Source organism: Amycolatopsis sp. N2S4-7 (genome assembly GCF_058119595.1).
Window position 1 is genome coordinate 5,143,354 of sequence record NZ_CP172299.1, and the last position, 23,529, is coordinate 5,166,882.

Annotated in this window: 20 protein-coding genes; 6 read left to right on the plus strand and 14 right to left on the minus strand. The window is 73.0% G+C overall.

The window, feature by feature from the left end:
* Positions 1-19: 19 nt before the first annotated feature.
* The gene (locus ACH54P_RS23790; RefSeq protein WP_489916602.1) at positions 20-3,193 is read right to left on the minus strand and encodes an ATP-dependent helicase; all 3,174 of its coding nucleotides are present in this window, start codon (positions 3,191-3,193) and stop codon (positions 20-22) included.
* A 204-nt stretch (positions 3,194-3,397) separates the two neighbouring features.
* Between ACH54P_RS23790 and ACH54P_RS23795 the strand changes: the two genes are divergently transcribed.
* Both ACH54P_RS23795 and ACH54P_RS23800 read left to right on the plus strand, forming a co-directional pair.
* On the plus strand, positions 3,398-3,721 hold the full coding sequence (locus tag ACH54P_RS23795; RefSeq protein ID WP_489916240.1) for an MGMT family protein: 324 nt from the start codon (positions 3,398-3,400) through the stop codon (positions 3,719-3,721).
* Positions 3,722-3,749: 28 nt separating this feature from the next.
* Positions 3,750-4,598 (plus strand): siderophore-interacting protein, encoded by an 849-nt coding sequence (locus ACH54P_RS23800; RefSeq protein WP_489916242.1) that lies wholly within the window; start codon positions 3,750-3,752, stop codon positions 4,596-4,598.
* Here ACH54P_RS23800 and ACH54P_RS23805 read toward each other — a convergent pair.
* Together ACH54P_RS23805 and ACH54P_RS23810 are read right to left on the minus strand one after the other, a co-directional pair.
* Positions 4,595-5,404, minus strand: a complete 810-nt coding sequence (locus tag ACH54P_RS23805) for a uroporphyrinogen-III synthase (protein WP_489916244.1) — start codon at positions 5,402-5,404, stop codon at positions 4,595-4,597. The two genes, ACH54P_RS23800 and ACH54P_RS23805, sit on opposite strands and share 4 nt — an antisense overlap.
* Positions 5,397-6,365, minus strand: coding sequence for a helix-turn-helix transcriptional regulator (locus ACH54P_RS23810; RefSeq protein WP_489916246.1), 969 nt, complete (start codon positions 6,363-6,365; stop codon positions 5,397-5,399). Before ACH54P_RS23810 ends, ACH54P_RS23805 begins: the two co-directional genes overlap by 8 nt.
* Positions 6,366-6,427: 62 nt before the next feature.
* On the opposite strand from ACH54P_RS23810, the gene ACH54P_RS23815 reads away from it, so the two are divergent.
* A complete protein-coding gene (locus ACH54P_RS23815; RefSeq protein WP_489916248.1) occupies positions 6,428-6,823 on the plus strand; it encodes a DUF3224 domain-containing protein in 396 nt (131 codons plus the stop codon).
* Positions 6,824-6,831: 8 nt separating this feature from the next.
* Positions 6,832-7,935, plus strand: a complete 1,104-nt coding sequence (locus ACH54P_RS23820; RefSeq protein WP_489916250.1) for a DNA glycosylase AlkZ-like family protein — start codon at positions 6,832-6,834, stop codon at positions 7,933-7,935.
* Between the two features lie 16 nt (positions 7,936-7,951).
* Here the strand turns inward: ACH54P_RS23820 and ACH54P_RS23825 are convergent, their stop codons facing one another.
* The gene (locus ACH54P_RS23825) at positions 7,952-8,617 is read right to left on the minus strand and encodes a DUF4097 family beta strand repeat-containing protein (protein ID WP_489916252.1); all 666 of its coding nucleotides are present in this window, start codon (positions 8,615-8,617) and stop codon (positions 7,952-7,954) included.
* Between the two features lie 162 nt (positions 8,618-8,779).
* Here ACH54P_RS23825 and ACH54P_RS23830 point away from each other — a divergent pair, with 162 nt between their 5' ends.
* Complete coding sequence (locus ACH54P_RS23830) at positions 8,780-9,214, plus strand: hypothetical protein (protein WP_489916254.1); 435 nt, start codon at positions 8,780-8,782, stop codon at positions 9,212-9,214.
* 48 nt (positions 9,215-9,262) lie between these two features.
* Here the strand turns inward: ACH54P_RS23830 and ACH54P_RS23835 are convergent, their stop codons facing one another.
* The 10 genes from ACH54P_RS23835 to ACH54P_RS23880 form a co-directional block, all read right to left on the minus strand.
* Positions 9,263-10,366: a uroporphyrinogen-III synthase gene (locus ACH54P_RS23835; RefSeq protein ID WP_489916256.1), complete on the minus strand. Its 1,104-nt coding sequence runs from the start codon at positions 10,364-10,366 to the stop codon at positions 9,263-9,265.
* Positions 10,363-10,707, minus strand: coding sequence for a nitrite reductase small subunit NirD (gene nirD / locus ACH54P_RS23840; protein ID WP_489916258.1), 345 nt, complete (start codon positions 10,705-10,707; stop codon positions 10,363-10,365). Before nirD ends, ACH54P_RS23835 begins: the two co-directional genes overlap by 4 nt.
* Positions 10,704-13,208: a nitrite reductase large subunit NirB gene (gene nirB, locus ACH54P_RS23845; protein WP_489916260.1), complete on the minus strand. Its 2,505-nt coding sequence runs from the start codon at positions 13,206-13,208 to the stop codon at positions 10,704-10,706. The genes nirD and nirB overlap by 4 nt, the downstream gene beginning before the upstream one ends.
* Position 13,209: 1 nt before the next feature.
* Positions 13,210-14,604: a nitrate/nitrite transporter gene (locus ACH54P_RS23850; protein WP_489916262.1), complete on the minus strand. Its 1,395-nt coding sequence runs from the start codon at positions 14,602-14,604 to the stop codon at positions 13,210-13,212.
* Entirely contained in the window at positions 14,601-16,028 is a 1,428-nt protein-coding gene (locus tag ACH54P_RS23855; protein ID WP_489916264.1) for an FAD-dependent oxidoreductase, read from the minus strand. Before ACH54P_RS23855 ends, ACH54P_RS23850 begins: the two co-directional genes overlap by 4 nt.
* Positions 16,025-18,073: a molybdopterin oxidoreductase family protein gene (locus ACH54P_RS23860; protein ID WP_489916266.1), complete on the minus strand. Its 2,049-nt coding sequence runs from the start codon at positions 18,071-18,073 to the stop codon at positions 16,025-16,027. The genes ACH54P_RS23855 and ACH54P_RS23860 overlap by 4 nt, the downstream gene beginning before the upstream one ends.
* A 283-nt stretch (positions 18,074-18,356) precedes the next feature.
* On the minus strand, positions 18,357-19,154 hold the full coding sequence (locus ACH54P_RS23865) for a TIGR02569 family protein (RefSeq protein WP_489916268.1): 798 nt from the start codon (positions 19,152-19,154) through the stop codon (positions 18,357-18,359).
* Positions 19,155-19,284: 130 nt separating this feature from the next.
* Positions 19,285-20,460, minus strand: a complete 1,176-nt coding sequence (gene moeZ, locus ACH54P_RS23870; RefSeq protein ID WP_364463537.1) for an adenylyltransferase/sulfurtransferase MoeZ — start codon at positions 20,458-20,460, stop codon at positions 19,285-19,287.
* A 92-nt stretch (positions 20,461-20,552) separates the two neighbouring features.
* Positions 20,553-21,707: a DUF3152 domain-containing protein gene (locus tag ACH54P_RS23875; protein WP_489916270.1), complete on the minus strand. Its 1,155-nt coding sequence runs from the start codon at positions 21,705-21,707 to the stop codon at positions 20,553-20,555.
* Positions 21,708-21,787: 80 nt separating this feature from the next.
* On the minus strand, positions 21,788-22,765 hold the full coding sequence (locus tag ACH54P_RS23880; RefSeq protein WP_489916272.1) for an alpha/beta fold hydrolase: 978 nt from the start codon (positions 22,763-22,765) through the stop codon (positions 21,788-21,790).
* A gap of 113 nt (positions 22,766-22,878) precedes the next feature.
* Between ACH54P_RS23880 and ACH54P_RS23885 the strand changes: the two genes are divergently transcribed.
* Positions 22,879-23,505, plus strand: a complete 627-nt coding sequence (locus ACH54P_RS23885; RefSeq protein ID WP_364556813.1) for a TetR/AcrR family transcriptional regulator — start codon at positions 22,879-22,881, stop codon at positions 23,503-23,505.
* Positions 23,506-23,529: the final 24 nt, after the last annotated feature.

Below are 23,529 nucleotides of genomic sequence, written 5' to 3' on the forward strand. Positions count from 1 at the left end.
CCCCGGGAGGACGATGCGGTCACGGACCCGGTACCTGCCTGCCTTCGGGCCGCAGCGGGCAGCTGCCGCGCGCCGGGCAGCGGTCGCAGTCCGGGTTCTCCTGCGCCTGGTAGTCCGGCCCGGTCGCCGAAGCGGCCGCCTTCTGCACCAGCTCCAGCCACTGCTTGCCGCCCGTTTCGTCCAGCGGCGGCTGGGAGCGCTCGGTCGACCCGGTCTTGTTGTTGGCCTTCGCGACGTACACGAGCCGCGCGCCGCCGGGGGCGTCGCGGCCCTCGATCGCGCCGAGCAGCACCGCCAGCTGGTACGCCGCCAGCTGCGGGTGGGCCTCGGCGTCCGCGCCCGACACCGGCACCTTGCCGGTCTTGATGTCGACGATCACCGGGCGGCCCTCGCTGTCGAGCTCGACCCGGTCGACGCGGCCGCGCAGCAGCACGCGGACCTCGTCCTCGCCGCCGGCCGGCAGCTCGACCTCGATGTCCTGCTCGACGCCGGCTTCCTTGAGCTCCGCCCGGCTGCGCTCCAGCCAGGTCGTGAAGTTCCGCAGCATCTGCTCGACGCGGCGCCGCTCGCGCCGCGAGAACCACGGCGCGCCGGCGTCGACGCGCACCCAGGCCTCGTCGAGCGCGGCCTGCAGCTCGGCGTCGGTGCTGCCGGACGCGACGGCCTGGGCGAGCCCGTGCACCAGCGTCCCGGTGACGGCGGCCAGCTGCGCCGGGTCGCTGCCGCCGTGGCGCTCGATCATCCAGCGCAGCGGGCACTTCGTCAGGATTTCCACTGTGGACGGTGAGATCCGGATCAGGTCGCCCGGCGGGTGCACCGGCTCGTCGGTCGACGCCGGGAGCAGGCCGTACCAGGTCGACGGGTGCGCGCCGGGGACCTTCGCCTCGGCCAGGCGCGCGAGCTGCTTCGCCGCGCGGCGACGGCGTCCGGGATCGGCCTTGTCGTCGCAGACGACCTCGCGCAGCTCCCCGACCAGCTCGGCGAGCACCAGCGACCGGCCCGGCGGCTTCATCCGCGAGTCGAGGCCGCCGTCGTCGGCGCCGTTCTCCTCGAGGTTGTCGAGGAACCGCGACGGCTGCTCGTCCTCCCCCGACACCGCCGTGACCAGCAGCGTCTGCTTCGCCCGGCTCATCGCGAGGTAGAACAGGCGCCGTTCCTCGGCGAGGATCGGCGCGGTCTGGGACACGGCGTCGTCGTCCACGCCCGCCATCAGGTCCTTGAGGCGTTCCACGCCGAGCACCGACCCGCGCAGCCGCAGGTCCGGCCACGCGCCCTCCTGGACACCGGCGACCGCGACGACCGTCCACTCGCGCCCGGCGGCGGCGTGCGCGGTGAGCAGCGAGACGCCGTCGGACGGGACGGCGGCCGGGGCGAGCGTGTCCCCCGCGATCTGCTGCGCGCCCAGGTAGTCCGCGAAGGACGCGACGCTCGCGCGGGGCAGCCGGTCGACGTACCGGCCGGCCGCGTCGAACAGCGCGACGACGGCGTCGAGGTCGCGGTCGGCCTGCGCGCCCAGCGACCCGCCGCGCTCGACCTGCTTCAGCAGCTTGTCCTGCAGGCGGCTTTCGTTCCACAGCTGCCACAGCACCTGCTCGACGCCGTCACCGCGCGCCACGGCCTGGTGCGTGACGCGCAGCAGCCCGCCGACGCGCCGCACCGGCTCGGCCTCGGCGTCGGCCAGCCCGGCGAGGATGTCCCCGCCCCGCAACGCTTCCACGAGCAGCTCGTCGCTCGACCGCTGGCCGCCGCCGGCCAGCTCGAGCCGCCGCAGACCGCGTCGCAACCGCCGCAGCGCCAAGGGGTCCGCGCCACCGAGCGCGGACGACAGCAGCATCTCGGCGAGGTCGACGTCGAGCAGGTCGGGCTGCGGCGCGAGCTTCAGCACGGCCAGCAGCGGCCGGACCGCGGGCTGCTTGGCCAGCGGCAGCTCCTCGGTCGCCGACCCGATCGGGACGCCGGCCGCGCGCAACGCGCGTTGCAGCACCAGGAAGGTCCGCGCCGGCGACCGGACGAGCACCGCGATCTCCGACCACGGCACGCCGTCGACGAGGTGCGCGCGGCGGAGCTGGTCGGCGATCCAGCTCGCTTCGGCGGCGGGGGTCGGCATCACGCGGACCCGCACGTTCCCGCCCGTGGCCCCCGGAGGCGGGACGATCTTGCGGTGCGGCGACGCGCCCGGCAGCGTCGCGCCGATCTTCGCGACCGCCAGGCGGACGGCCGGGGCGAGCCGGTGGGCCGTGGTGAGCGTGACGGTCCGGCTGCCGTCCGGGTCGGCGTCGGCGAACAGGCTCGCGTCGGCGCCCCGGAAGGAGAACACGTTCTGGTCGGGGTCGCCGGCGACGACGAACTCGGCGGCGGTGTGCCCGATCAGCCGGACCAGGCTGGTCTGCAGCGGGTCGAGGTGGTGGGCGTCGTCGACGAACAGGTGCCGGACGCGGGTGCGCTCGCGTTCGCGCAGCTCGTCGTCGTCCTCCAGGGCGAGCAGCGCGGAGGTGACCAGCTCGGCGGCGTCCAGCGCGGGCGAGCTCGCGACGCCCAGCGCGTTGCCGCCCGCGCCCTGCAGCTGCGTGACCTCTTCGTACTGGGCCCAGAACTGCCCGGCGGCGACCCACTCCTCGCGGCCGCGGCGGCGGCCCAGCTCGGCGAGGTCCTCCGGGCCGAGCCCGCGCTCGGCCGCGCGCATCAGCAGGTCACGCAGCTCCTCGGCGAACCCGGGGACCATCAGGGCGGGCCGCAGCTGCTCCGGCCAGTACTCGGCCTCCTCGTCCAGGTCGCCGGCGAGCAGTTCGCGGACGACGACGTCCTGTTCGGCGCCGGCGAGCAGCCGCGGTGGCGGGAGTTCCTCGGCCATCGCCTCCAGGCGCAGCAGCGAGTAGGCGTAGGAGTGGACGGTCCGGACGAGCGGTTCGCGGACGGTCCGGGGCAGCGGCCGCGCCAGATCGGGATCGGCGGTGAGCCGCCGGGTGATGTCGGCGCGCAGCGCGTCGGCGGACTTGCGGGACGTGGTGAGCACCAGCACGCTCTCCGGGTCGGCGCCCTCGGCGATCCGGCGGGTCGCGGCCGAGGCCAGCAGCGCCGTCTTGGCGGTGCCGGGCCCGCCGAGCACGCGGAGGAACCCGCCGGGCGCGGAGAGCACGCGCCGGGCCCCGGAATCCCAGGTGAACGTGGGTGCGTCGGTGATCGGCGTGCGCACCAGCCGCGCGTTCGCCTGCGCCGTTCGCCTCCCGTTCACCCCGCGATGGAACCACGCCCGGTCCCCCGGGTGGTGCACCGGCACGGCTTGGCGGCGGTGAAGGTGCCCGGCCGTGCGGTGGATGGCGCGAAAAGTGTCGGTGACGTCCGGGGCTCCGCCACCCGGACCCCGAAAATGTCGGACCCGTCCGGCAGAGTGTCGGTCATGGACGACGTTCTGCACGAGCGCGTGCGGGAAATCATCGAGTCCGTGCCGGCCGGCACGGTCGCGACGTACGGCGACATCGCGGCGCTGGCCGGGGCGCCGTCGCCGCGGATGGTCGGCGCGATCCTCGCCGAGGACGGGCACGACCTGCCGTGGCACCGGATCCTGCGCGCGAACGGGACCCCGGCCCCGCACCTGGTCCACGACCAGCTGGAGCGGCTGCGGGCGGAAGGCGTGCTCGCCGACGGCCAGCGCGTCGACCTGCGGAAATACCGCTGGAAGCCGGAGGGTGAGGAGGATCCGGGCCCGGAGGGGCTGTTCTGAAGCCTAGATCTTAGGTTAGCCTCGCCTAATGAAGACCCAGGTGGCTCTCGCCTATCACCGTGCCTTGGTGACCAAGGTCCGCCCGGTCACGCCGCACATGGTGCGCGTGACGTTCGCCGCGGAGAGCTTCCGCGACGTACCGGCCGGGGCGCCCGACCAGTACGTCAAGGTGTTCTTCCCGCCGCGGGGACAGGAAGCGCCGGTGCTGCCGGAGACCGGCTCCGACGTCATGTCCTGGTACCGGGCGTACCTGGCGATGCCGGACGACGTCCGCCCGCCGATGCGCACGTACACGGTCCGGGGTCACCGCCCGGAGGCGGCGGAGATCGACGTGGACTTCGTCCTGCACGGCGACACCGGGCCGGCGTCGGCGTGGGCGTCCCGCGCGGCCCTCGGTGACCGGGTGGCGTTCCTGAGCCCGTACGGTCTGTACGACGTCCCGGCCGGCGCGGACTGGCAGCTGCTGGTGGGCGACGAGACGGCGCTGCCGGCGATCGGCGCGATCGTCGAGCGGCTCCCGCCGGGCGCGCGGGCCTCGGTGTTCGTCGAGCTGGCGGACCGCGCGGACCGGCAGGTGTTCGAGACGCGCGGAGCGGTGGAAATCCACTGGGTGCTGCGCGGGGCCCGGCCGCGGGGCGAGGCGTTGCTGGAAGCGGTCCGCGGAGCGGCGTTCCCGGGCGGGACGCCGTACGCGTGGGTGTCCGGCGAAGCGGGGGTGGTGAAGTCGGTGCGGCGCCACCTGGTGCGGGAGCGGGAGGTCGACAAGCGGCTGATCTGCTTCACGGGCTACTGGCGGCAAGGGATGAGCGAGGAAGCGGCGGGCCGGGAGGCGGTCCGGGCGGCGGCGGCCGGTGAGTTGCCGCCCGATGAGGACTAACCCGGGCTCAACGCCGTGACCAGCAGCTTCACCAACGCACCCAGCCGCTGACGCTCCGGCTGCAGCGTCTCGATGCCCACCGCCTCCAGCGGAGCCGCCGTCACCGGACCCACGCACGCACACACCACCGGACCGCGCAACGCCGCAACGAGCTCGTCGTAGCGGCCGTAGGACCGGGCCAGCGCCAGGAAGTTCGACGCCGCCGGCGCGCTCGTGAACGCCAGTGCGCCCAGCTCGCCCGCCACGGCCGCGTCGATGAGAGCGTGCACCGGGCTCACGTCCGGCGGGGAGAACCACCGGTACGGCTGCACCGGCAGCAGCGTCGCCCCCGCCTGTTCCAGGGGGTCCGTGTGCTCAGGCAGCGGCGTTCCGTGCAGCTGGACGGCCACTCGCGTGCCGCCCACCCCGGCCGAGGCCAGCGCGCCGAACAGTTCCGCGTTGCTCTCCGAAGCGGCCGAAAAGGACTCGCGCAGCCCGACCCCGCGGACCGCGCCGACGGCCTTCGGGCCGCGCGCGTAGATCCGGGACTCGCCCAGCGCCGTCACCAGCCTCTCGCGCAGGCCCCACGCCTCGGCCGCGGTCAGCCAGCCGCGGAAGCCGGCGCCGGTCGTCACCGCGGTGAAGTCCACGCGCCCGGCCAGGACCGCCTCGGTGCCCGCGCGCAGCTCGGGGTCGGCGTCCAGGGGCACGATGGTGATCGTCGGCGCGTGCCGGACGTCGGCGCCGTAGCGTTCGAGCGCCGCGATGAAGTCTTCGGCCCGGCGTTCGGCTGTGACGCCGATGGCGATCCCGCTCAGCTCACCCATAGAACGCGCCCATCTCCTCGATCGCTTCCGCCAGCTCCGCACGCAGGTCCGCCGGTTCGAGGACCTCCAGGTGCGGCCCGAACCGCAGCAGCTCGCCGATGGCCGGTTCGCCCGGCTCCACCGGCAGCTCCACGGTGAGCCAGCCGTCCGCGTCGGGTTCCCCGGTCGCCGAACGCAACGCGCGAGCGCCGACCGCGCCCGCGTAGAACGGTACGAGAGCCTGTGCCCGCGGCGACAGCCGCACCACCGCCACGCGCGGGAACATCCGGCGTTCGAACTGCTCGGACCACTCCTGCCAGTACTTCGCGAGGTCGAACCCGGCCGGCCGCTCGAACACCTCGCCGAGGTCCGTCAGCTCCAGCACGCGCGAGATCCGGTAGGTCCGGTCGGTGCCGTCGCAGCGCCCGGCCAGGTACCAGTTGCCCGCCTTGAGGATCAGGCCGAGCGGCTCCACGTCCCGCTCGACGACCCGCTGCCCCCACCGTTCGTAGCGGATGCGGATGCGGTGCGACGACCACACGGCGTCGGCGATCGCGGACAGCGCCGGCAGGCTTTCGATGCCCCGGTGCCAGCCGGGAACGTCGAGGTAGAACCGCTCGGCGACGCGGCCGGCGCGGTCGCGCAGCTCGGCAGGCAACGCCGCGTACAGCTTGAGCTGGGCGGCCGCGAGGACCGTGCCGAGCCCCAGCTCCGCGGCGGCCACCGGCAGCCCGGCCAGCGACAGCGACTGGGCCTCTTCCTCGGTCATCCCGGTGAGCCGGGTGCGGTAGCCGTCGACCAGCCGGTAGCCGCCGGTCCGCCCGCGGTCGGCGTACACCGGGACGCCGGACGCCGACAGCGCGTCGATGTCCCGGTAGACCGTGCGCACCGAGACCTCGAGCTCCTCGGCCAGCTCCTCGGCCGTCATCCGGCCGCGGTTCTGCAGCAGCAGGAGGACGGACAGGAGGCGGCTGGCGCGCATGGACCGATTCTGGCAGAAATACCTGACACGAGCTGACAGGTATGGCGGCCAGACTGCTTCCCATGAACGCATTCACCATGAAGAACTGGGAAGAGAAGATCGTCAGCGGCCTCGAAGGCGGCCCCCGGGTGGCGTACGCGCACGCCACGATGGCGTACGACGGCGTCATCGAGGGTGAATCGATCTGCGACCTTCTGCTGTACTACGCGGGCGAAGGCTACGAAAGCGGCGCGACGACGTCGCCGAGCTTCGAGCGCTTCGAGGGCAAGGTGGACGGTCGCGAAGGGACGTTCGTCGTGCGGCACGAGTTCACGTTCGACGCCCAGGGCATCGCGTCGACGTTCAGCGTCGTCCCCGGCTCGGGCACCGGCGCGCTGGCCGGGCTCACCGGCAGCGGCACCGTCGGCGGCGCGATGGGCGAGGACAAGCTGGGGTACACCTTCGAGTACGCGTTCTAGGAGTCGCCGTGGACCGCCGTCAGGTACTCGCCTACCGCATCGCCGAGCACGGGCTGCACCGCACCGCGCGGGACCTGGCCGGGCTCGCCGTCGTCCGGGCCGGGCTGCAGGACAGCATGCGCGACACCGCGCTGCTCGCCCTCGTGGCCCGGCTCGACGGCCCGGTGTCCCTCGAGGACGACGAGCGGCTGGCCCTGGCTTGGACGTTGCGGGGCGCCCCGCACTACCACCTGCGGTCGGACCTGCCCGAGGTGGTCCGGGCCCTGGTTCCGCTGGACGACGCCGACGCGCTGGCCCGGATGCTGTGGCAGCGCAAGGAAATGGCGGCGACCGGGCTGGACGCGCGCGAAGTGGTGTTCACGGCGGCGGCCGCGATCCGGGCCGCCGTCAAGGAGCCGATGACGAAGGGGGCGGTTTCGGCCGCGGTGACGAAGAAGCTGCCGCCGTCGTTCTCGCGCTGGTGCCGGGGCTGCAACGCGACGCACATCCAGGAGCAGCTGATGCGCATCGCGACCCCGCACGGCGGCGTCCGCCTGGTCGCCGGGGCGTCGCCGGCGACGTTGGCCCCGCTGGAGGGCCGCGGCCGGATGCGGAAGTCGCCGGACCCGGCGGCGGCGACCGCGGTGGTTTCGCGGTACCTGCGGCTCAACGGCCCGGCGTCCCCCGGCGAGGCGGCGGAGTTCGTGGGGACGGCTCGCGCGGTGCTGGACCGGACGTGGCCGTCGGACCTGGCTTCGGTGAAGGTCGACGGCAAGGTCCGGCACCTGCCCGCCGACCGCCTCCCGGCGCTGGAGAACCCGCCGGAACCGGACGTGGTGCGGCTGCTGCCGCCGCTGGACCCGTTCGTCCAGGCGCGGGACAAGGCCCTGCTGGTGCCGGATCCGGCGCGCCGCAAGGAGGTCTGGAAGATGCTGGGCAACCCGGGGGTGCTGCTGGCGGACGGCGACGTCGCGGGGACGTGGCGCACGAAGGGCAGCGGCGCGAAGCTGACGTTCACGGTGACGGCGTTCGACCCGCTCCGCCCCGCGGTCCGCGAGGAAGCGGAAGCGGAGGCGGAGCGGGTCGCGGCGGCACGGGGGTTCGGGAAGCACGCCGTCACCTGGGTCGGCTGACACCGGCCCGGTCCCGTCACAGGCTGCGGGCGTCGATGTCGCCGTAAGCCGTGGTCGCCCGGATGGTCAGGCCCGCGGTGCCCTCGCTGTTCTTGAGGGCGTTGCGGATCCGGCCGTAGGTGGTGCCCGCGTCGAGGGAGGCGGACACCCCGGCGGCGGCGCCGACCGAGACGTCCCCCGCCTGGGTGCTCAGCACCAGGGTGCCGCCGACCGCCTCGGCGATCCGGATGTCGCCCTTGCCGGTGCCGATCTCGGCGGAACCGGTGAGGCGCCCGATCGAGACGTCGCCGGCGTGGGTGGTGAGGCGGACGCTCGCGGCCTCGTCGAAGGTGACCTCGCCGTGGGCGCTGTCGACGGTGACGTCGCCGAGCCGGCCGACGCCCCGCAGCTCGGCGCTGGCGGCCTTGACCTCGACGCGGGAGCCTTCGGGCAGCTGGACGGTCACGTCGACGGCGCCGGACGGGCCGAAGAACTGGTTCTTCGCCGCGGTCTCGATCCGCAGGACGCCGTCCCGGTACTCGACCTTGGTCTGCTCCACGGCCTTGACGTCCCGGCTCTTCGCCGGATCGACGGGCCGCACGTCGACGGCGGTGTCGGCGTGGTCACCGGCGACGAACCGGGCGCGGCCGGCGGGGATGTCGAGGACGGTGGCGATCGGGGCGGCGGTGGCGAACTTCTGCATCGTGGTCTCCTGTGGTCTCGTTTTCGGGTGTGAAGCCACGATCGCCGGTCGCGCTGACATCCGGGAGCCACCGCACTGACACGGCCGCTGACACGGCTAAGCCGTTCCGCACCCCGAGGCGTGAAGGTGTCGCCGGACCACCTTCGAGACCAGGAGCAGCCGATGCGACGGAGACCGATACGGACCAGGGCGACGGCCGCGGCGGCGGTGGCCGCGACCGCGCTGGGTCTGCTGACCGGACCGGTGGCGCAGGCCGCCGCGACCACCTACCCGACGTCCCACTTCAACGTCCCCTACGGCAATTCCTACACCCAGGGCACGCTGACCTGGTACAACCGCTCGGTCGGGGTGACGGGGACCCGCAAGGTCTACAGCGTGTGCCAGCGGTTGTACGTCCGGACCTGGGACCTGCGCCTGCACGAGCTGGGTATGGGGAAGACCGATCTCCTGTGCCCGGTCCGCGAGGGGGCGTTCACGCCCTTCTCGGTCCCGGCGGACGTCGCCGGCGGAGCGGCGTTCGTTTCCGCGTGCCTCTCCGACAGCCAGGACGCACCCCTCGGCGACTGCCAGGTCTACGCCCGCGAGGACGCGCACTGATCCGAGGCTGGGCCCGCTCGAAGCGCGGGCGGGCCCAGCGTCGGCAGCTCAGGCGTCCACCGCCAGGCGGTACCCCCGCTTCACCACCGTCTGCACCACCTTCCCGCCCCCCAACGACGTCCTCAACCGCCCGATCGCCGTCTCCACCGCGTGCTCCTCGCCACCCCCCGGCAACGCCGAGATCAGCTCGCGCCGCGACACCACCCGGCCCGGCGAAGCCGCCAACGCCCGCAGCAGCGCCATCGGGGCCGGGGCCACCTCGCGCCACTCGCCGTCCACGATGGCTGCCTGGCCGCGTAGCTCGATGGACCGTCCTCCCGCTCGCAGCCTCGGGGACCGTGCCACCAGGGTCTCCGCCACCGTGCGGGCCAGTGCCCCGATCCGCGCGCGGTGGGGCTGGACCGTCGGCACCCCCAGTGCCGCCAGGGGCGCGGCCGTGATCGGGCCGACGCAGGCCGCCACCACCGGGCCCGACAACGCCGCGACCAGCCCCGGCAGCCGTCCCGTCCGGCGGGCCAGCCCCAGCAGGGAGGCCGCCGCCGGGGCGCTCGTGAACGGCAACGCGTGGATCGAGCCGTCCAGGACCCCGTCGAGCAGGCGGTCGACCGGGCCCGGGTCCACCGGGCCGACCCAGCGGTACACCGAGATCTCGATGACCTCCGCCCCCGCCGCGCGCAGGGTGTCCACGAAGTACGGCAGCGGCTCGCCGTGCAGCTGGACCGCGATCCGCAGGCCCTCGACCCCCGACGAGAGCAGGTGCTGCAGCAGCTCCGCGTTGCTCTCCGACGCCGGCGAGTACGACTCCGACAGCCCCGCCGCCCGCAGCGCGCCCGTCACCTTCGGGCCGCGCGCGAGCAGGGAAGCCGCCGAAAGGCGGGAAACCAGCGCTTCCCCCAGCCCCCACCCCTCGGCGGCCTCCAGCCAGCCGCGGAAGCCGATACCGGTCGTCGCCACCACCGCGTCCACCGGCGAGGACAGCAACCGGGTGGTCGCCGCGTGCAGCTCGGTGTCGTCCGTCAGCGGCACGATCCGGATCGCCGGGCCGTAGCGGACGCTCGCCCCCTTGCGCACCAGCAGCGCGCCGAGCTCGTCAGCCCGGCGCGCCGCGGTGATGCCGATGACGAAACCGGCCAGCGGGAGCACTTCCGTCACGGGGACTCCACTTCGACTACGCCCTCCCGCACGCGCACGTCGTACACCGGGACGGAGACGTCCTCGGCGTCCAGGCACTGCCCGGTGTCCAGCGCGAACCGTTCCTTGTAGACCGGCGAAGCCACCACGGCGACCCCGCCCGCGTCACCGACGATGCCACGCGAGAGCACCGCCGCGCCGCTGCACGGGTCCCAGTTGGACAAGGCGTACCAGCGCTCGCCCGGCAGCCGGAAGATCGCCACCTGCACCCCGCCGTCGAGCAGCGCCGCCACTCCGGCGTACTCGGGCACGGCGCCGGCGGGGCAGACCGCCGTCCAGGTTCGTTCGATGGACGTCGTCATCGGCGCACCTCCGGAACTCCCAGCATCACGGGCACTTTCTGCTCCCGCTCCGAGCGGAACGAGATCGCCGGGTCGGGCGTGCCCGGCGCGTTGACGAACGAGGTGAACCGGGCCAGCTTCTCCGGGTCCTCCAGGACGCCCTTCCACTCGTCGGCGTAGTTGTCGACGTGCTTGGCCATCGCCGCGTCGAGGTCCTCGCAGATGCCGAGCGAGTCGTCGACGATCACCGCGCGCAGGTGGTCGAGCCCGCCGTCCAGCTCTTCGATCCACGGGGCGGTGCGCTGCAGCCGGTCGGCCGTGCGCACGTAGAACATGAGGAACCGGTCGATGGTCCGGATCAGCGTCTCGGTGTCCACATCGGACACCAGCAGGTCGGCGTGCCGCGGCGTGGTGCCGCCGTTGCCGCCCACGTAGAGGTTCCAGCCGTTCTCCGTGGCGATGATGCCGAAGTCCTTGCTCCGCGCCTCCGCGCACTCCCGGGCGCACCCCGAAACCGCGGACTTGAGCTTGTGCGGCGACCGCAGGCCGCGGTAGCGCAGCTCCAGCTCGATGGCCAGCCCGACGCTGTCCTGCACGCCGTAGCGGCACCACGTCGACCCGACGCACGACTTCACCGTGCGCAGCGCCTTGCCGTACGCGTGCCCGGACTCGAACCCGGCGTCGACCAGCTTGCGCCAGATCAGCGGCAGCTGGTCCACGGTCGCCCCGAACAGGTCGATCCGCTGGCCGCCGGTGATCTTGGTGTAGAGCCCGAACTCCTTGGCCACCTCGCCGATCACGATCAGCTTCTCCGGCGTGATCTCGCCGCCGGGGATCCGCGGGACGACCGAGTAGGTGCCGTTGCGCTGCAGGTTCGCCAGGAACCGGTCGTTGGTGTCCTGCAGCGTCAGCTGCTCGCCGCCGAGCACGTGCCCGTTGCCGAGGGTGGCGAGGATGGACGCGACCGCCGGCTTGCAGACCGCGCAGCCGCTGCCCGACCCGTAGCGGGCGATCAGCTCGCTGAACGTCGCGATCCGCGTGGCCTGCACGATCTCGAACAGCTCCGCGCGCGACTGCGGGAAGTGCTCGCAGACGGCCTTCGACTGCTCGACACCGGCCGCGCTGAGCAGCTTGCCCAGCAGCGGGACGCACGACCCGCAGGCCGTGCCCGCCCGGGTGCACGCCTTGAGCTTCGGGACGGTGTCGCAGCCGTCTTCGTGGATCGCCTTGGTGATCGCGCCCTTGGAGACCGCGTTGCACGAGCAGATCTGCGCCGCGTCGGGCAGCGCGTCGACGCCCACCGCGGCGCCGCCGCCCGCCGGGGCGAGGATCGCGCCCGGCTCGGCCGGCAGCGGACGGCCGACCAGCGCCCGGAGGGTGTTGTACTCGGTCGCGTCGCCGACGAGCACGCCGCCGAGCAGCGTCTTGCCGTCGTCGGTGACCACGAGCTTCTTGTACGTCCCGGCGACCGCGTCGTTGACGGCGACTTCCAGCGCGCCCTCGGTGGCCGCGTGGGCGTCGCCGAAGGAAGCGACGTCGACGCCCATCAGCTTCAGCTTCGTGGACGTGTCCGGCTCCGGGAACGTCCCGGAGCCGCCGGTCAGCTGCGCGGCGACGATCTCCGCCATCGCGTACCCCGGCGCCACGATGCCGTACACCTTGCCTTCGACCGCCGCGCACTCGCCGACGGCGTACACCGACGGGTCGCTGGTCCGGCACGAGGAGTCCACGAGCACCCCGCCGCGCGGGCCGACCTCCAGCCCGGACTGCCGCGCGAGGTCGTCGCGCGGCCGGACGCCGGCCGAGAACACGACCAGGTCGACGTCCAGCTCGGTGCCGTTGCCCAGCTTCGCCAGCAGCCGGCCGCGGTCGGCCTCGATGGCGTCGGTCGACGTTCCCGTGTGGACGGTGACGTCGAGGTTCGCGATGAGCCGCCGCAGCAGCGAGCCGCCGCCCTCGTCGACCTGCAGCGGCATCAGCCGCGGCGCCATCTCGACGACGTGCGGGGAAAGACCCATGTCCCGCAACGCCTTCGCGGCCTCCAGGCCGAGCAGGCCACCGCCGATGACGACGGCCGCGCGCCGCCCCCGGCCCGGCTTCTGCGCCGCCGCCCGGATCGCGTCGAGGTCCTCGATGGTCCGGTAGACGAAGCAGCCGGGCAGGTCGTGCCCGGGCACCGGCGGCACGAACGGCCGCGAGCCGGTGGCCAGGACGAGCGCGTCGTAGGGCAGCGACTCCCCGGACGCGATCGTGACCGTCTTGGCGGCCCGGTCCACTTCGGTGACCAGCGCGCCGAGCCGCAGCTCGACGTGCGGGTCGTCCGCGTAGTCCGAGCCGGGCAGCGCCAGCGAAGCCGGGTCCCAGCCGTCCACGTAGGACGTCAGGGCCACCCGGTCGTACGCCGGGCGCGGCTCCTCGGACAGGACGACGACGTGCCAGCTGCCGGAAGGGTCTTCCGCGCGCACCGCCTCCACGAGCCGGTGGGCGACCATGCCGTGTCCGGCGACGACCAAGGTGGGCATGTCAGACCTCCGCTCCCGCGAGCGCCAGACCGCGCTCACTCGTGGGCTGTTCGGCGGGCTTCCGCAGGTACACCGCCCAGGTGACGGCGAAGCAGAGCCCGTAGAAGACCAGGAACCCGATGAAGGCGGGCACCCCGCTCTTGGCGTCGGCGAACGACTGCCGGAACGCCAGGTTGATGAACAGGCCGCCCTCGGCGCCGATCGCGCCGGCCAGTCCGATCAGGGCACCGGAGAGGCGCCGGGCCTTGAGCAGCTCGGCCGCCTCCTCGGCGCCGTTCGCGATGGCGATCTTCGCCTTCGCCCGGAAGATCGCCGGGATCATCTTGTACGTCGAGCCGTTGCCGACCCCGGCGAGCACGAACAGCACGATGAAGGAGATCGTGAACAGCGTCAGGGACTTCGACGTCGACGCCAGGATCAGCACGACCGTCGCCAGCGCCATCCCGATGAACGTCGTGAAGGTGATCTTGCCGCCGCCGATCCGGTCGGACAGCCAGCCACCCGCCGGCCGCGAGAGCGAACCGAGCAGCGGGCCGAGGAACGTCACCGCGGCCGCCTGCAGCGGCGTGCGGCCGAACTGGTTCTGCAGCACCAGGCCGAAGGCGAAGCTGTAGCCGATGAACGAGCCGAACGTGCCGACGTAGAGGAACGACATCACCCAGGTGTGCGGCTCCTTGACGACCTCGCGCATCGCCTTGGTGTCGCCCTTCACGGTGGCGAGGTTGTCCATGTAGAAGTACGCGAACACCGCGGCAACCACGATCAGCGGGATGTAGGTGTAGAGCACGATCCGCGGGGCGGTGGCGCCCGCCGTGCCGATCACCAGCAGCCCGACCAGCTGGATCGCCGCGACCCCGAGGTTGCCGCCGCCGGCGTTGAGGCCGAGCGCCCAGCCCTTGTGCTTCTCGGGGTAGAAGGTGTTGATGTTCGTCATCGACGACGCGAAGTTGCCGCCGCCGACGCCGCCGAGGGCCGCGACCAGCAGGAACGTGCCGAGCGACGTGCCAGGGTGCAGCACGACCGCGGCCAGCACGGCCGGGATCAGCAGCAGCGCGGCGGACACGACCGTCCAGTTGCGGCCGCCGAACTTGGCCACGGCGAAGGTGTAGGGCAGCCGCATCAGGCCGCCGATCAGCGTCGGCGTCGAGACGAGGAGGAACTTGTCCGCGGCGGAGAAGCCGTAGTCCTTGCCCATGAACAGGACGATGACCGACCACAGGGTCCAGACCGAGAAGCCGATGTGCTCGGCGAAGACCGAGAACCACAGGTTGCGGCGGGCGACCTTCTTGCCCGTCGACTCCCAGAACTCCTCGTTTTCCGGTTCCCAGTGCTCGATCCAGTGCTTTCCTTGGTGGGCCACGGGGTTCTCCTTCGTGCGGCGGTTCGGGATGGTCATTGCGCGGCGAGCCAGTTCGCGATGCCGCCGACGGTGTCGGTGCACCCGCCGCAGCCCGTCGTGGCTCGCGTGGCCCGCGCCAGTGCGGGAGTATCGGTGGCCCCGGCCTTCCAGGCCTCGATCAGCCGGCCCTTGGTGACGTTGTTGCAGCGGCAGATCACCGCCGCCGCGGGCAGGTCGGCCGGGCTGGCCGCCGGGGTGCTGCCGCTGGGCAGCGCGCGGCCCAGCAGGACGGCGAGCCGGTTGTCGGGCAGCAGCGTGCCGCGGTCGTGGAACTGGGTGATGGTCGCGGCCGCGTCGGGCAGGCCGAGCAGGATCGCCCCGGCGACGCGGTTTTCGCGGACGACGAGCTTGCCGTACCGGCCGCCGGTGGGGTCGTTGAAGGTGAGCACCTCGGTGGCGGCGTCGCCCACCTCGAGCTGGGTCTCCCCCAGCGCGGCCAGGTCGATGCCGCGGGCCTTGAGCCGGGTGACCGCCGTGGTGCCGCGGTAGCGGGCGGCCGCGTTGGTGCCGGTGAGGACGTCGGCGAGCACCTCGGCCTGCTCCCACGCGGGCTGGATCAGCCCGGCCGGGGCGCCGGGGTGGCGGGCGCAGTCGCCGAGGGCGTGGATGCGGCCGTCGCTGGTGCGCAGCACGTCGTCGACGAGGATGCCCATGTCGACGTCGAGGCCGGCTTCGGCGGCCAGGCTCGTCTCGGCGCGGACGCCGGCGGCGACCACGACGAGGTCGGCCGGGACGAGGCTGCCGTCGTCGAGCTTGAGCCCGTCGCCGGGCAGGTACCGGGCGGCGGTGGCGCCGAACTTGAACGTCACGCCCATGTCGGTGAGCTGGCGGGCCAGCACGTGCCCGGCGGCCGGGTCGAGCTGGCGCTCCATGACGTGGCCCAGCGGGTGCACGACGGTCACCTGGTTGCCGCGCCCGGCCAGGCCGCGGGCGGCTTCGAGGCCGAGCAGGCCGCCGCCGAGCACCGCGACGGGCGCGCCGAAGCGGGCGGCGTCGAGGATCTTGGCGCAGTCGTCGAGGCTGCGGAAGGCGACCACGCCGGGGCCGGCTTCGAGGCCCTCGACCGGCGGGATCCACGGGTTGGCGCCGGTGGCGAGCACGAGGGCGTCGTAGTCCACGCAGGTTCCGTCGCCGAGCTCGACGCAGCGCTTCTCGCGGTCGATGCGGGTGACGTCGACGCCGAGCCGCAGGTCGATGTTGTGGCGCGCGGCCCACTCGTCGTCGTGCAGGCGGACGCTCTCGGCGCTCATCCCGCCCGCGACGACGGCGGACAGCAGCACCCGGTTGTAGGCGGCGTGCTTTTCGGCGCCGAGCACGGTCAGGCGGACGCGTTCGGCGATCGGGTCGCGGCGGCGGATCTCGTCGGCGAGCCGGGCGCCGGCCATGCCGTAGCCGACGATGACAACTTCACGGGGGCTCATGCGGCACCATCCACAGTAGACAAGGACACGGCACACACCTTGAACTCCGGCATCCGGGAGACCGGGTCGAGCGCCGGGTTGGTGAACAGGTTGGCGCGCTGCTCACCGGGGAAGTGGAACGGCAGGAAGACCAGGTCCGGCTTGAGGCTCTGGACGAACCGCACCTTGGCCACGGTTTCGCCGCGCCGGGACCGGATCCGGGCGGGGTCGCCCTCTTCGAGCCCGGCGCGCTTGGCCGTGTCCGGGTGGACCTCGACGAACACCTCCGGGACGACGTCGTTGAGCTCCCCGATCAGCCGCGTCTGCGCACCCGACTGGTAGTGCTGCAGGACGCGGCCGGTGGTGGCCTGCAAGGGGAATTCCTCGTCGGGCAGCTCGGCCGGGCCGGTGTGCTCGACCGGCACGAACCGCGCGCGGCCGTCCGGGTGGGCGAACGACTCGAGGAACATCCGCGGGGTGCCGGGGTGGTCGTTTTCCGGGACCGGCCAGTGCAGGGCCTCGCCCGCGCGCAGCCGGTCGTAGCTGACGCCGGAGTAGTCGGCGATCCCGCCCTTGGACGCGATCCGCAGCTCCTCGAAGACGGTCTCGGCGTCGACGGGGAAGCGTTCCTCGGGCTGCCCCAGCCGGCACGCGAGCCCGGCGAGGACGTCCAGGTCGGACCGGACGCCGACCGGCGGGTTCAAGGCCTTGCGCCGCAGCAGGACCCGGCCTTCGAGGTTGGTGAGCGTGCCGTCCTCTTCGGCCCACTGCGTGACCGGCAGGACGACGTCGGCCATGGCCGCGGTCTCCGACAGGACGAAGTCCGCGACGACCAGGAAGTCCAAGGCGCCCAGCCGGTCCTGGACGCGCTGCGAGCGCGGCGCCGAGACGACGACGTTGCTGCCGAAGACCATCAGCGCCTTCGGGCCGTTCTCCTGGCCGAGCGCCTCCAGCAGCTCGCTCGCCGAGCGGCCGGGCCCGGGCAGGCTGTCCGGCTCCACGCCCCAAACCCCGGCGACGTACTCGCGCGCGGCGGGGTCGTCGAGCTTGCGGTAGCCGGGCAGCTGGTCGGCCTTCTGGCCGTGCTCGCGGCCGCCCTGGCCGTTGCCCTGGCCGGTGAGGCAGCCGTAACCGGAGCCCTGGCGGCCCGGCAGGCCGAGCGCGAGAGCGAGGTTGATCCAGGCGCCGACGGTCGCGGTGCCGGTGGCGTGCTGCTCGGTGCCGCGCGCGGTGAGGATGTAGGCGTTGCGCGCGGTGGCGAGCTTCGCGGCGGCGAGGCGCATGTCGGCGGCCGAGACGCCGGTGACGCGCTCGGCGCGTTCCGGCCACCACGACGCGGCGATCCGCCACATCTCTCCGAAGCCGTTCGTCCGGTCGTCCACATAGGACTGGTCGAGGTGGCCGTCGGCGACGACGGCGTGCAGGATGCCCAGCGCCAGCGCGAGGTCCGTGCCGGGAGCGGGGGCCAGGTGCAGGCTCGCCAGCTCGGCGGTCGGGGTGCGCCGCGGGTCGACGACGATCAGGTCGGTGCCGCGCAGGTGCTGGGTGAACGGCGGCATGGTCTCGGCCGGGTTCGCCCCGGCGAGCAGCACGACGTCGGCGTTCTTGAGATCGGTGACGGGGAACGGCATCCCGCGGTCGGCCCCGAAGGCCTTGATCCCCGCGGCGGCGGCCGAGGACATGCAGAACCGGCCGTTGTAGTCGATCTGCGAGGTGCCGAGCGCGACGCGGGCGAACTTGCCGAGCAGGTAGGCCTTCTCGTTGGTCAGCCCGCCGCCGCCGAAGATCGCGACGCCGTCCGGACCGTGTTCACCCTGGATTTCGGCGAGCTTGCGGGCGACGTGGTCGAGGGCGAAGTCCCAGCCGACCGGCTCGAGCGCGCCGTCGACGCGGATCATCGGGGTGGTCAGCCGCGCCGCGGAGGTGAGCAGGCTGCCGGAGGTCCAGCCCTTCTGGCACAGGCCGCCGGCGTTCACCGGGAAGTCCCGCGGGGTCACGCGGGCCCCGTCGAGGCTCATCCCGCACTGCAGCGCGCAGTACGGGCAGTGGGTGTCGACCTGCGGCACGGGCACCTCCTCGGCGTTTCGGGGTTGCCCTGACGCTAAGGAGGCCTTGTTAACCGGATTCGACCGAATGTTTCAGGCAGTTGACATTACGGCGGTGTGTCCGCCGCCCGCCCGGTGAGATAAGTGTCCACGGAACGGGAGTCCGGAGGTCAGGGGGACCGGCTCCGGACGTAACGGCGCCCGTTGCGACGTCGGTCACAACGGGCGCCGGATGTCGCCCAGGTCACCCGCGGAGCCCACGGCTCCTGGCCACAGTTCGGCGTCCACATCGGCGAAAGCGAGCTCAGAGAACGCCGGAAACCTCGCGCGCCGCGGCGCGCAGGCCGTCCAGCGACGCCTGCGTCGACCGCGGGTTCAGTGCGTTGGACGCCAACCGGAACAGCACCGCGCGCAGCAGCAGCTGCGGCCACTCCGGCAGGTGCGCCCAGCGTTCGAGCAGCTCCCGCGTCGCCCCGCCCCACGCCAGGGCGTCGACCGCGACGATCGCCGCGCCGTACTCGCCCGGGCGGTAGTACGGGACGAAGTCGACGACGCCGGGTGCCGCGTCGCCGTCGAAGAGGAGCCCGGCCAGGAGCTCGCCGTGGGCGACCTGGGCGGGCAGCCGGATCGGGCGGCGGGCGCCGGCGAGGACCTCGAACCAGCGGCCGCCCTTCGTCTCCTCCAGCGGGACCTCGAGCTCTTCCCAGGCGACGCGGTCGGCGACGGCGTCGACGTCCTGCCGGGCGGCGAGGAAGTCCGGCCGGGGCAGGCCGGTGGTGGCCCGGTGCAGCTTGACCGCCGCCAGCACCGCCTCGTCGCCGCGGTGCTCGGGGGTGCCGGTGACGAACCTCGACGCCGTCCAGCCGCCGACGATCCAGCGGCCGTCGGTCGACCGGACCGGCTTCGCGACCCGCAGTCCCGGCTCGTCGACGTAGTCGAGCGCGCGGGCGGTCCACAGGGTCCTGGCCTTGTCGGTGACCGGCTTGAGCACGAGGTCGCCGCAGCGCCACGCCGCCGAATCCGGCAGCGGTTCGCTGCCGTCGGCGCGCCCCCCGAAGGCCGCGCAGACGTGGCCCGGAGGACGTTCGAGGGTTGACCGCACGCTGGTGACGTTACCCGGCCGGGTGTTCCACGTTCGAGAAGACGCGCTGGTCACGCAGGGTTTCTCGGCGCCCGCCAAACGCCGTGAAGGCCGCCTCCGGAGCCGGAGGCGGCCTTCACGGGCACCACTGTCAGTAGGTCGGCAGGCTCGGGTCGATCTGCTTGGCCCAGGCGAGCACGCCGCCGCCGAGGTGCGTCGCGTCCTTGAAGCCGGCCGCGTGCAGGGCGGCCAGCGCCTCGGCCGAGCGCGCGCCCGACTTGCAGTGCAGGACGATCGGCTTGTCCTGCGGCAGCTCCGCCAGCGCCTCGCCCGAGAGGATCCGGTCCTTCGGGATCAGCGTCGCGCCCTTGATGTTGACGATCTCGTACTCGTGCGGCTCGCGGACGTCGATCAGGGCGAAGTTCTCGCCGCTGTCGAACTTGGCCTTGAGCTCGGCGGGGGTGATGGTGCTGCCCGACGCGGCCTGCGCGGCCTCGTCCGACACCACGCCGCAGAACGCCTCGTAGTCGATCAGCTCGGTGATCTTCGGGGTCTCCGGGTCCTTGCGGATCTTGACCTCGCGGTACTTCATCTCCAGCGCGTCGTAGCTGATCAGGCGGCCGAGCAGCGGCTCGCCGATGCCGGTGATGAGCTTGATCGCCTCGGTCACCATGATCGAGCCGATGGACGCGCACAGCACGCCCAGCACGCCACCTTCGGCGCAGGAGGGGACCATGCCCGGGGGCGGCGGCTCCGGGTAGAGGTCGCGGTAGTTGAGGCCCTTGCCGTTCGGCGCGTCCTCCCAGAACACGCTGACCTGGCCCTCGAACCGGAAGATCGAGCCCCAGACGTAGGGCTTGCCGAGGATCACGGCGGCGTCGTTCACCAGGTAGCGGGTGGCGAAGTTGTCGGTGCCGTCGACGATCAGGTCGTACTGCTCGAAGATCTCGAGCGCGTTCGACGAGTCCAGCCGGTCGGTGTGCAGGTGCACCTTGACGAACGGGTTGACGTCGGCGATCGACTCCTGCGCGGACGCGGCCTTGAGCTTGCCGACGTCGGACTGGCCGTGGATGACCTGGCGCTGCAGGTTCGACTCGTCCACGACGTCGAAGTCGACGATGCCGAGCGTGCCGACGCCGGCGGCGGCCAGGTACAGCAGCGCGGGGCTGCCGAGGCCGCCGGCGCCGATGACCAGGACCTTCGCGTTCTTCAGCCGCTTCTGCCCGGTCACCCCGACGTCCGGGATGATCAGGTGACGGCTGTACCGGGCCACCTCTTCCTTGGTGAGCTCGGCAGCCGGCTCGACGAGCGGCGGCAGTGCAGACATCGGGTCCTCCATCTCGCGCGGATCGCGTCCATCCCACTATGCACAACGCGCGCAGGCAAATAAGCCTTCCCTGTCCCGGATGCTGAGAAGGCCTACGACTTCGGAGTGGGATTCGGCCAGGCGTTGGGGACGCAGGTGCGGCCGTCCTTGGCGACCTTGCCCTTGTCGCCACCGGGGATGTCGTTGAGCATCGACACGTAGTTGTCGTCCACGCCGAAGGACTGCTGCATCATCACCGGCGCCGGCTGGCCCTCGCCGCCGCAGCCGACGTGCTGGTTGCCCAGGGCGTGCCCGACCTCGTGGTTGATGGCGTACTGCCGGTAGCCGGTCATGTCCGCGTTGAACGCCTTGGCGCCGCGCACCCAGCGGGCGAGGTTGATCAGCACCCGGCCGAGGCTCTTGCGGTAGCAGGACGCCTCGAACTTGATCTGGAAGCCGCAGGCGTCGGCCCGGTGGGTGGTCTCGGGCGTGGTGAGGCTCACCTTGAACGACGGGTTCGGGAAGCTGGCGTCGACGCGCTGCAGCGCGATCTTGCCGTCCCAGGTCCAGCCCTTCTGGGGGTCGGACAGGGTGCCCTCGACGGCGGCCGCGAAGGCGTCGTCGCCGGCGTAGCTGGCCGGGTCGATGCCGTCCTCGACCTCGATCGTGTAGGTGTACAGCTTCCCGGTGCCGACCTTCGGGCCACTGCCCGGCACGACGTGCCACTTCCCGGCGCCGGCCTGGGTGAACGGGCTGCCGTTCGGCAGGTCCGCGGTCGGCACCTTGAGGTCGACGGGGGTGGCCGGGTTCTCCGGGATGGCCTGCTCGCCGTTGCCGTCGATGGCGCCGCCGGAGGTGTCACCGCCCGCCGACTCGACGGCGGGCCCGGCGCCCTGCTCGGCGATCGGCTGGGCCGGGCTGTTGGCGGTGTTGACCACCACGAGCACGGTCAGCACGACGAGGATCGGCAGGGCGTAGACGCGCCAGCCGTAGGTCTTGGTGAGCTTCGACAGGCCGGTGTTCGGCGGCGGTTCCTTCTTCTCCCGCGGCGCCTCGACCCGCGGCTTCCAGGAGGCGCTCAGCGGCTCGGCGCTGGTCCGGCGGCCGCCGGGGCGGTAACGGTCCTCGCTGACGCGCAGAGCCGGCGCTTTCGACGGGCGGTACTGCCCGGCTTCGGGCTCCTGGGCGTCCGGCGCCGCGCGGCGGGCGGACGCACGGTGGGGAGCCCGCCGATCTTCGCCTCGCGCGTCGTGCTTCACCCGGTCCACCGCACCAGGGTGCCACAGCGCCACCGAACCGTTATCGGCGACTGGCGGAGCCGCCCGGGGGTTGTTGTCACTCGATCGGGCTACCAGGTGCCCGCTTCGACGTGCTCCCACATCCCGAGGACGGCCTTCGCGACGGCGACCGGGCGTTCCATCTGCGGCACGTGACCGGTGCGCGGCAGCACCAGCAGCCGCGCCCGGGGCAGCGCCCGCGCGGTGCGCACGGCGCGGCGCACGGAGATCACGCGGTCCTCGCGGCCCCACACGACCAGCGTCGGCGCCCGCACCCGCGGCGCGGCGGCCCACAGCGACGCCTTCCCCAGGGTCGACCACGCCCGGAAGATGGCGAACGTGCTGCGCGCCATCGCGGGCGCGGCCCAGGCGAACCCCGCGCGGGCGCCGTGTTCCTCGGTCAGCTCGTCGAGCCGGCTCTCCGGGAACCGCGACGGGTCCGCGAAGCACAGCTTGATGACCTGCGCGGCGCGTTCCCGCGGCCCGAGCGCGGCCAGCTGCGCCCGCACCCGCGCGCCGATCAGCGGCAGGTAGGCCAGCGCCATCCGCGGGTCCGACAGCCGCCGCGGGTCGAGCCGCCGGTCGGGCATGGCCGGCGAGATGAGCGTCAGGGTCTTCACCAGCTCCGGCCGCCGTTCCGCGATGAGCAGCGCGATCGCCCCGCCCATGGAGTTGCCGAGCAGGTGGACGGGCGCGCCGACGTCCTCGATGTGCCGTGCGACGACCTCGGCGTGGGCCTGGAGGCTGAAGTCGAAGCCCTCTTCGGGCTCGGAGTAGCCGAAGCCGGGCAGGTCGGGCGCGGTGCCGCCGGCGACCGGCGCGAGCAGCGCGGCCAGGTCGGTCCAGTTCGTCGACGAACCGCCGAGGCCGTGCACGTACACCGCGCGCACGCCGTCCGGGCCCGGCGTGCGGCGGACGTGGAGGCGGGCGGTGCCGACCTCCTCGAACGTCGCCGGCCACGGTGGCGGGACCGGGTCGAGCGAGGGCAGTTCCCTGGTCGAAAGCGGCACGTGCGTCAGCGGCGCCCGCGTGGTCACGGGGGTGTTCACGAATCCAGGATGCCCGACCCTTGGCAAGGCATGCGTACCGACGAGTAATCTTCAGGACGACTTCACGCGGTGGCGACCCCGCCCGTCGAAGGGCCTAAGACGGGAGGAAGCGCATGACGGAGATGACGCGGTTGCAGCAACGAGGGGTGCGCCTGCCCCGGACGGAGCGCCGGGCCCAGCTCCTCGCGGCGGCGCAGCGGGTCTTCGCCGAGAACGGCTACCACGCTGCCGCGATGGACGAGATCGCCGAAGTGGCCGGTGTCAGCAAGCCGGTGCTCTACCAGCACTTCCCCGGCAAGCTCGACCTGTACATCGCGCTGCTGGAGAGCCACGTCGACGAGCTGGTGAAGCGCGTGCAGAACGCGCTGGACTCGACGACGGAGAACAAGCAGCGCGTCCCGGCGACGGTCGGCGCGTTCTTCGACTTCGTCAGCGAGGACGCGGGCGCGTTCCGGATGGTGTTCGAGTCCGACCTGCGCGGCGAGCCGGCGGTCCAGGAGGCGGTCGACCGGGCGACGTCGGCGAGCGTGGACGCGATCACGGAGACGATCACGGCGGACGCGGGCCTCGACGAGGACAAGGCGCGGCTGCTGGCCGTGGGGCTGGTCGGGATGAGCCAGGTCAGCGCCCGGTTCTGGCTGCAGCACCACCAGTCCATGAGCCGCGAGGAAGCGGTGGCGCTGACGGCCAACCTGGCCTGGCGCGGCATCGGCGGCGGCTTCCCGCTCAAGGACTCCTGACAAGCCGTGAAGGCCTCCTCCCCG

Excerpts from the sequence above, each read along its gene's own strand:
- ACH54P_RS23795 (WP_489916240.1), top strand. The coding sequence starts at position 3,398 with ATGGACGACGTTCTGCACGAGCGCGTGCGGGAAATCATCGAGTCCGTG.
- ACH54P_RS23800 (WP_489916242.1), top strand. The coding sequence starts at position 3,750 with ATGAAGACCCAGGTGGCTCTCGCCTATCACCGTGCCTTGGTGACCAAG.
- ACH54P_RS23805 (WP_489916244.1), bottom strand. The coding sequence starts at position 5,404 with ATGGGTGAGCTGAGCGGGATCGCCATCGGCGTCACAGCCGAACGCCGG.
- ACH54P_RS23810 (WP_489916246.1), bottom strand. The coding sequence starts at position 6,365 with ATGCGCGCCAGCCGCCTCCTGTCCGTCCTCCTGCTGCTGCAGAACCGC.
- ACH54P_RS23815 (WP_489916248.1), top strand. The coding sequence starts at position 6,428 with ATGAACGCATTCACCATGAAGAACTGGGAAGAGAAGATCGTCAGCGGC.
- ACH54P_RS23825 (WP_489916252.1), bottom strand. The coding sequence starts at position 8,617 with ATGCAGAAGTTCGCCACCGCCGCCCCGATCGCCACCGTCCTCGACATC.
- ACH54P_RS23830 (WP_489916254.1), top strand. The coding sequence starts at position 8,780 with ATGCGACGGAGACCGATACGGACCAGGGCGACGGCCGCGGCGGCGGTG.
- nirD (WP_489916258.1), bottom strand. The coding sequence starts at position 10,707 with ATGACGACGTCCATCGAACGAACCTGGACGGCGGTCTGCCCCGCCGGC.
- nirB (WP_489916260.1), bottom strand. The coding sequence starts at position 13,208 with ATGCCCACCTTGGTCGTCGCCGGACACGGCATGGTCGCCCACCGGCTC.
- ACH54P_RS23850 (WP_489916262.1), bottom strand. The coding sequence starts at position 14,604 with ATGACCATCCCGAACCGCCGCACGAAGGAGAACCCCGTGGCCCACCAA.
- ACH54P_RS23855 (WP_489916264.1), bottom strand. The coding sequence starts at position 16,028 with ATGAGCCCCCGTGAAGTTGTCATCGTCGGCTACGGCATGGCCGGCGCC.
- moeZ (WP_364463537.1), bottom strand. The coding sequence starts at position 20,460 with ATGTCTGCACTGCCGCCGCTCGTCGAGCCGGCTGCCGAGCTCACCAAG.
- ACH54P_RS23885 (WP_364556813.1), top strand. The coding sequence starts at position 22,879 with ATGACGGAGATGACGCGGTTGCAGCAACGAGGGGTGCGCCTGCCCCGG.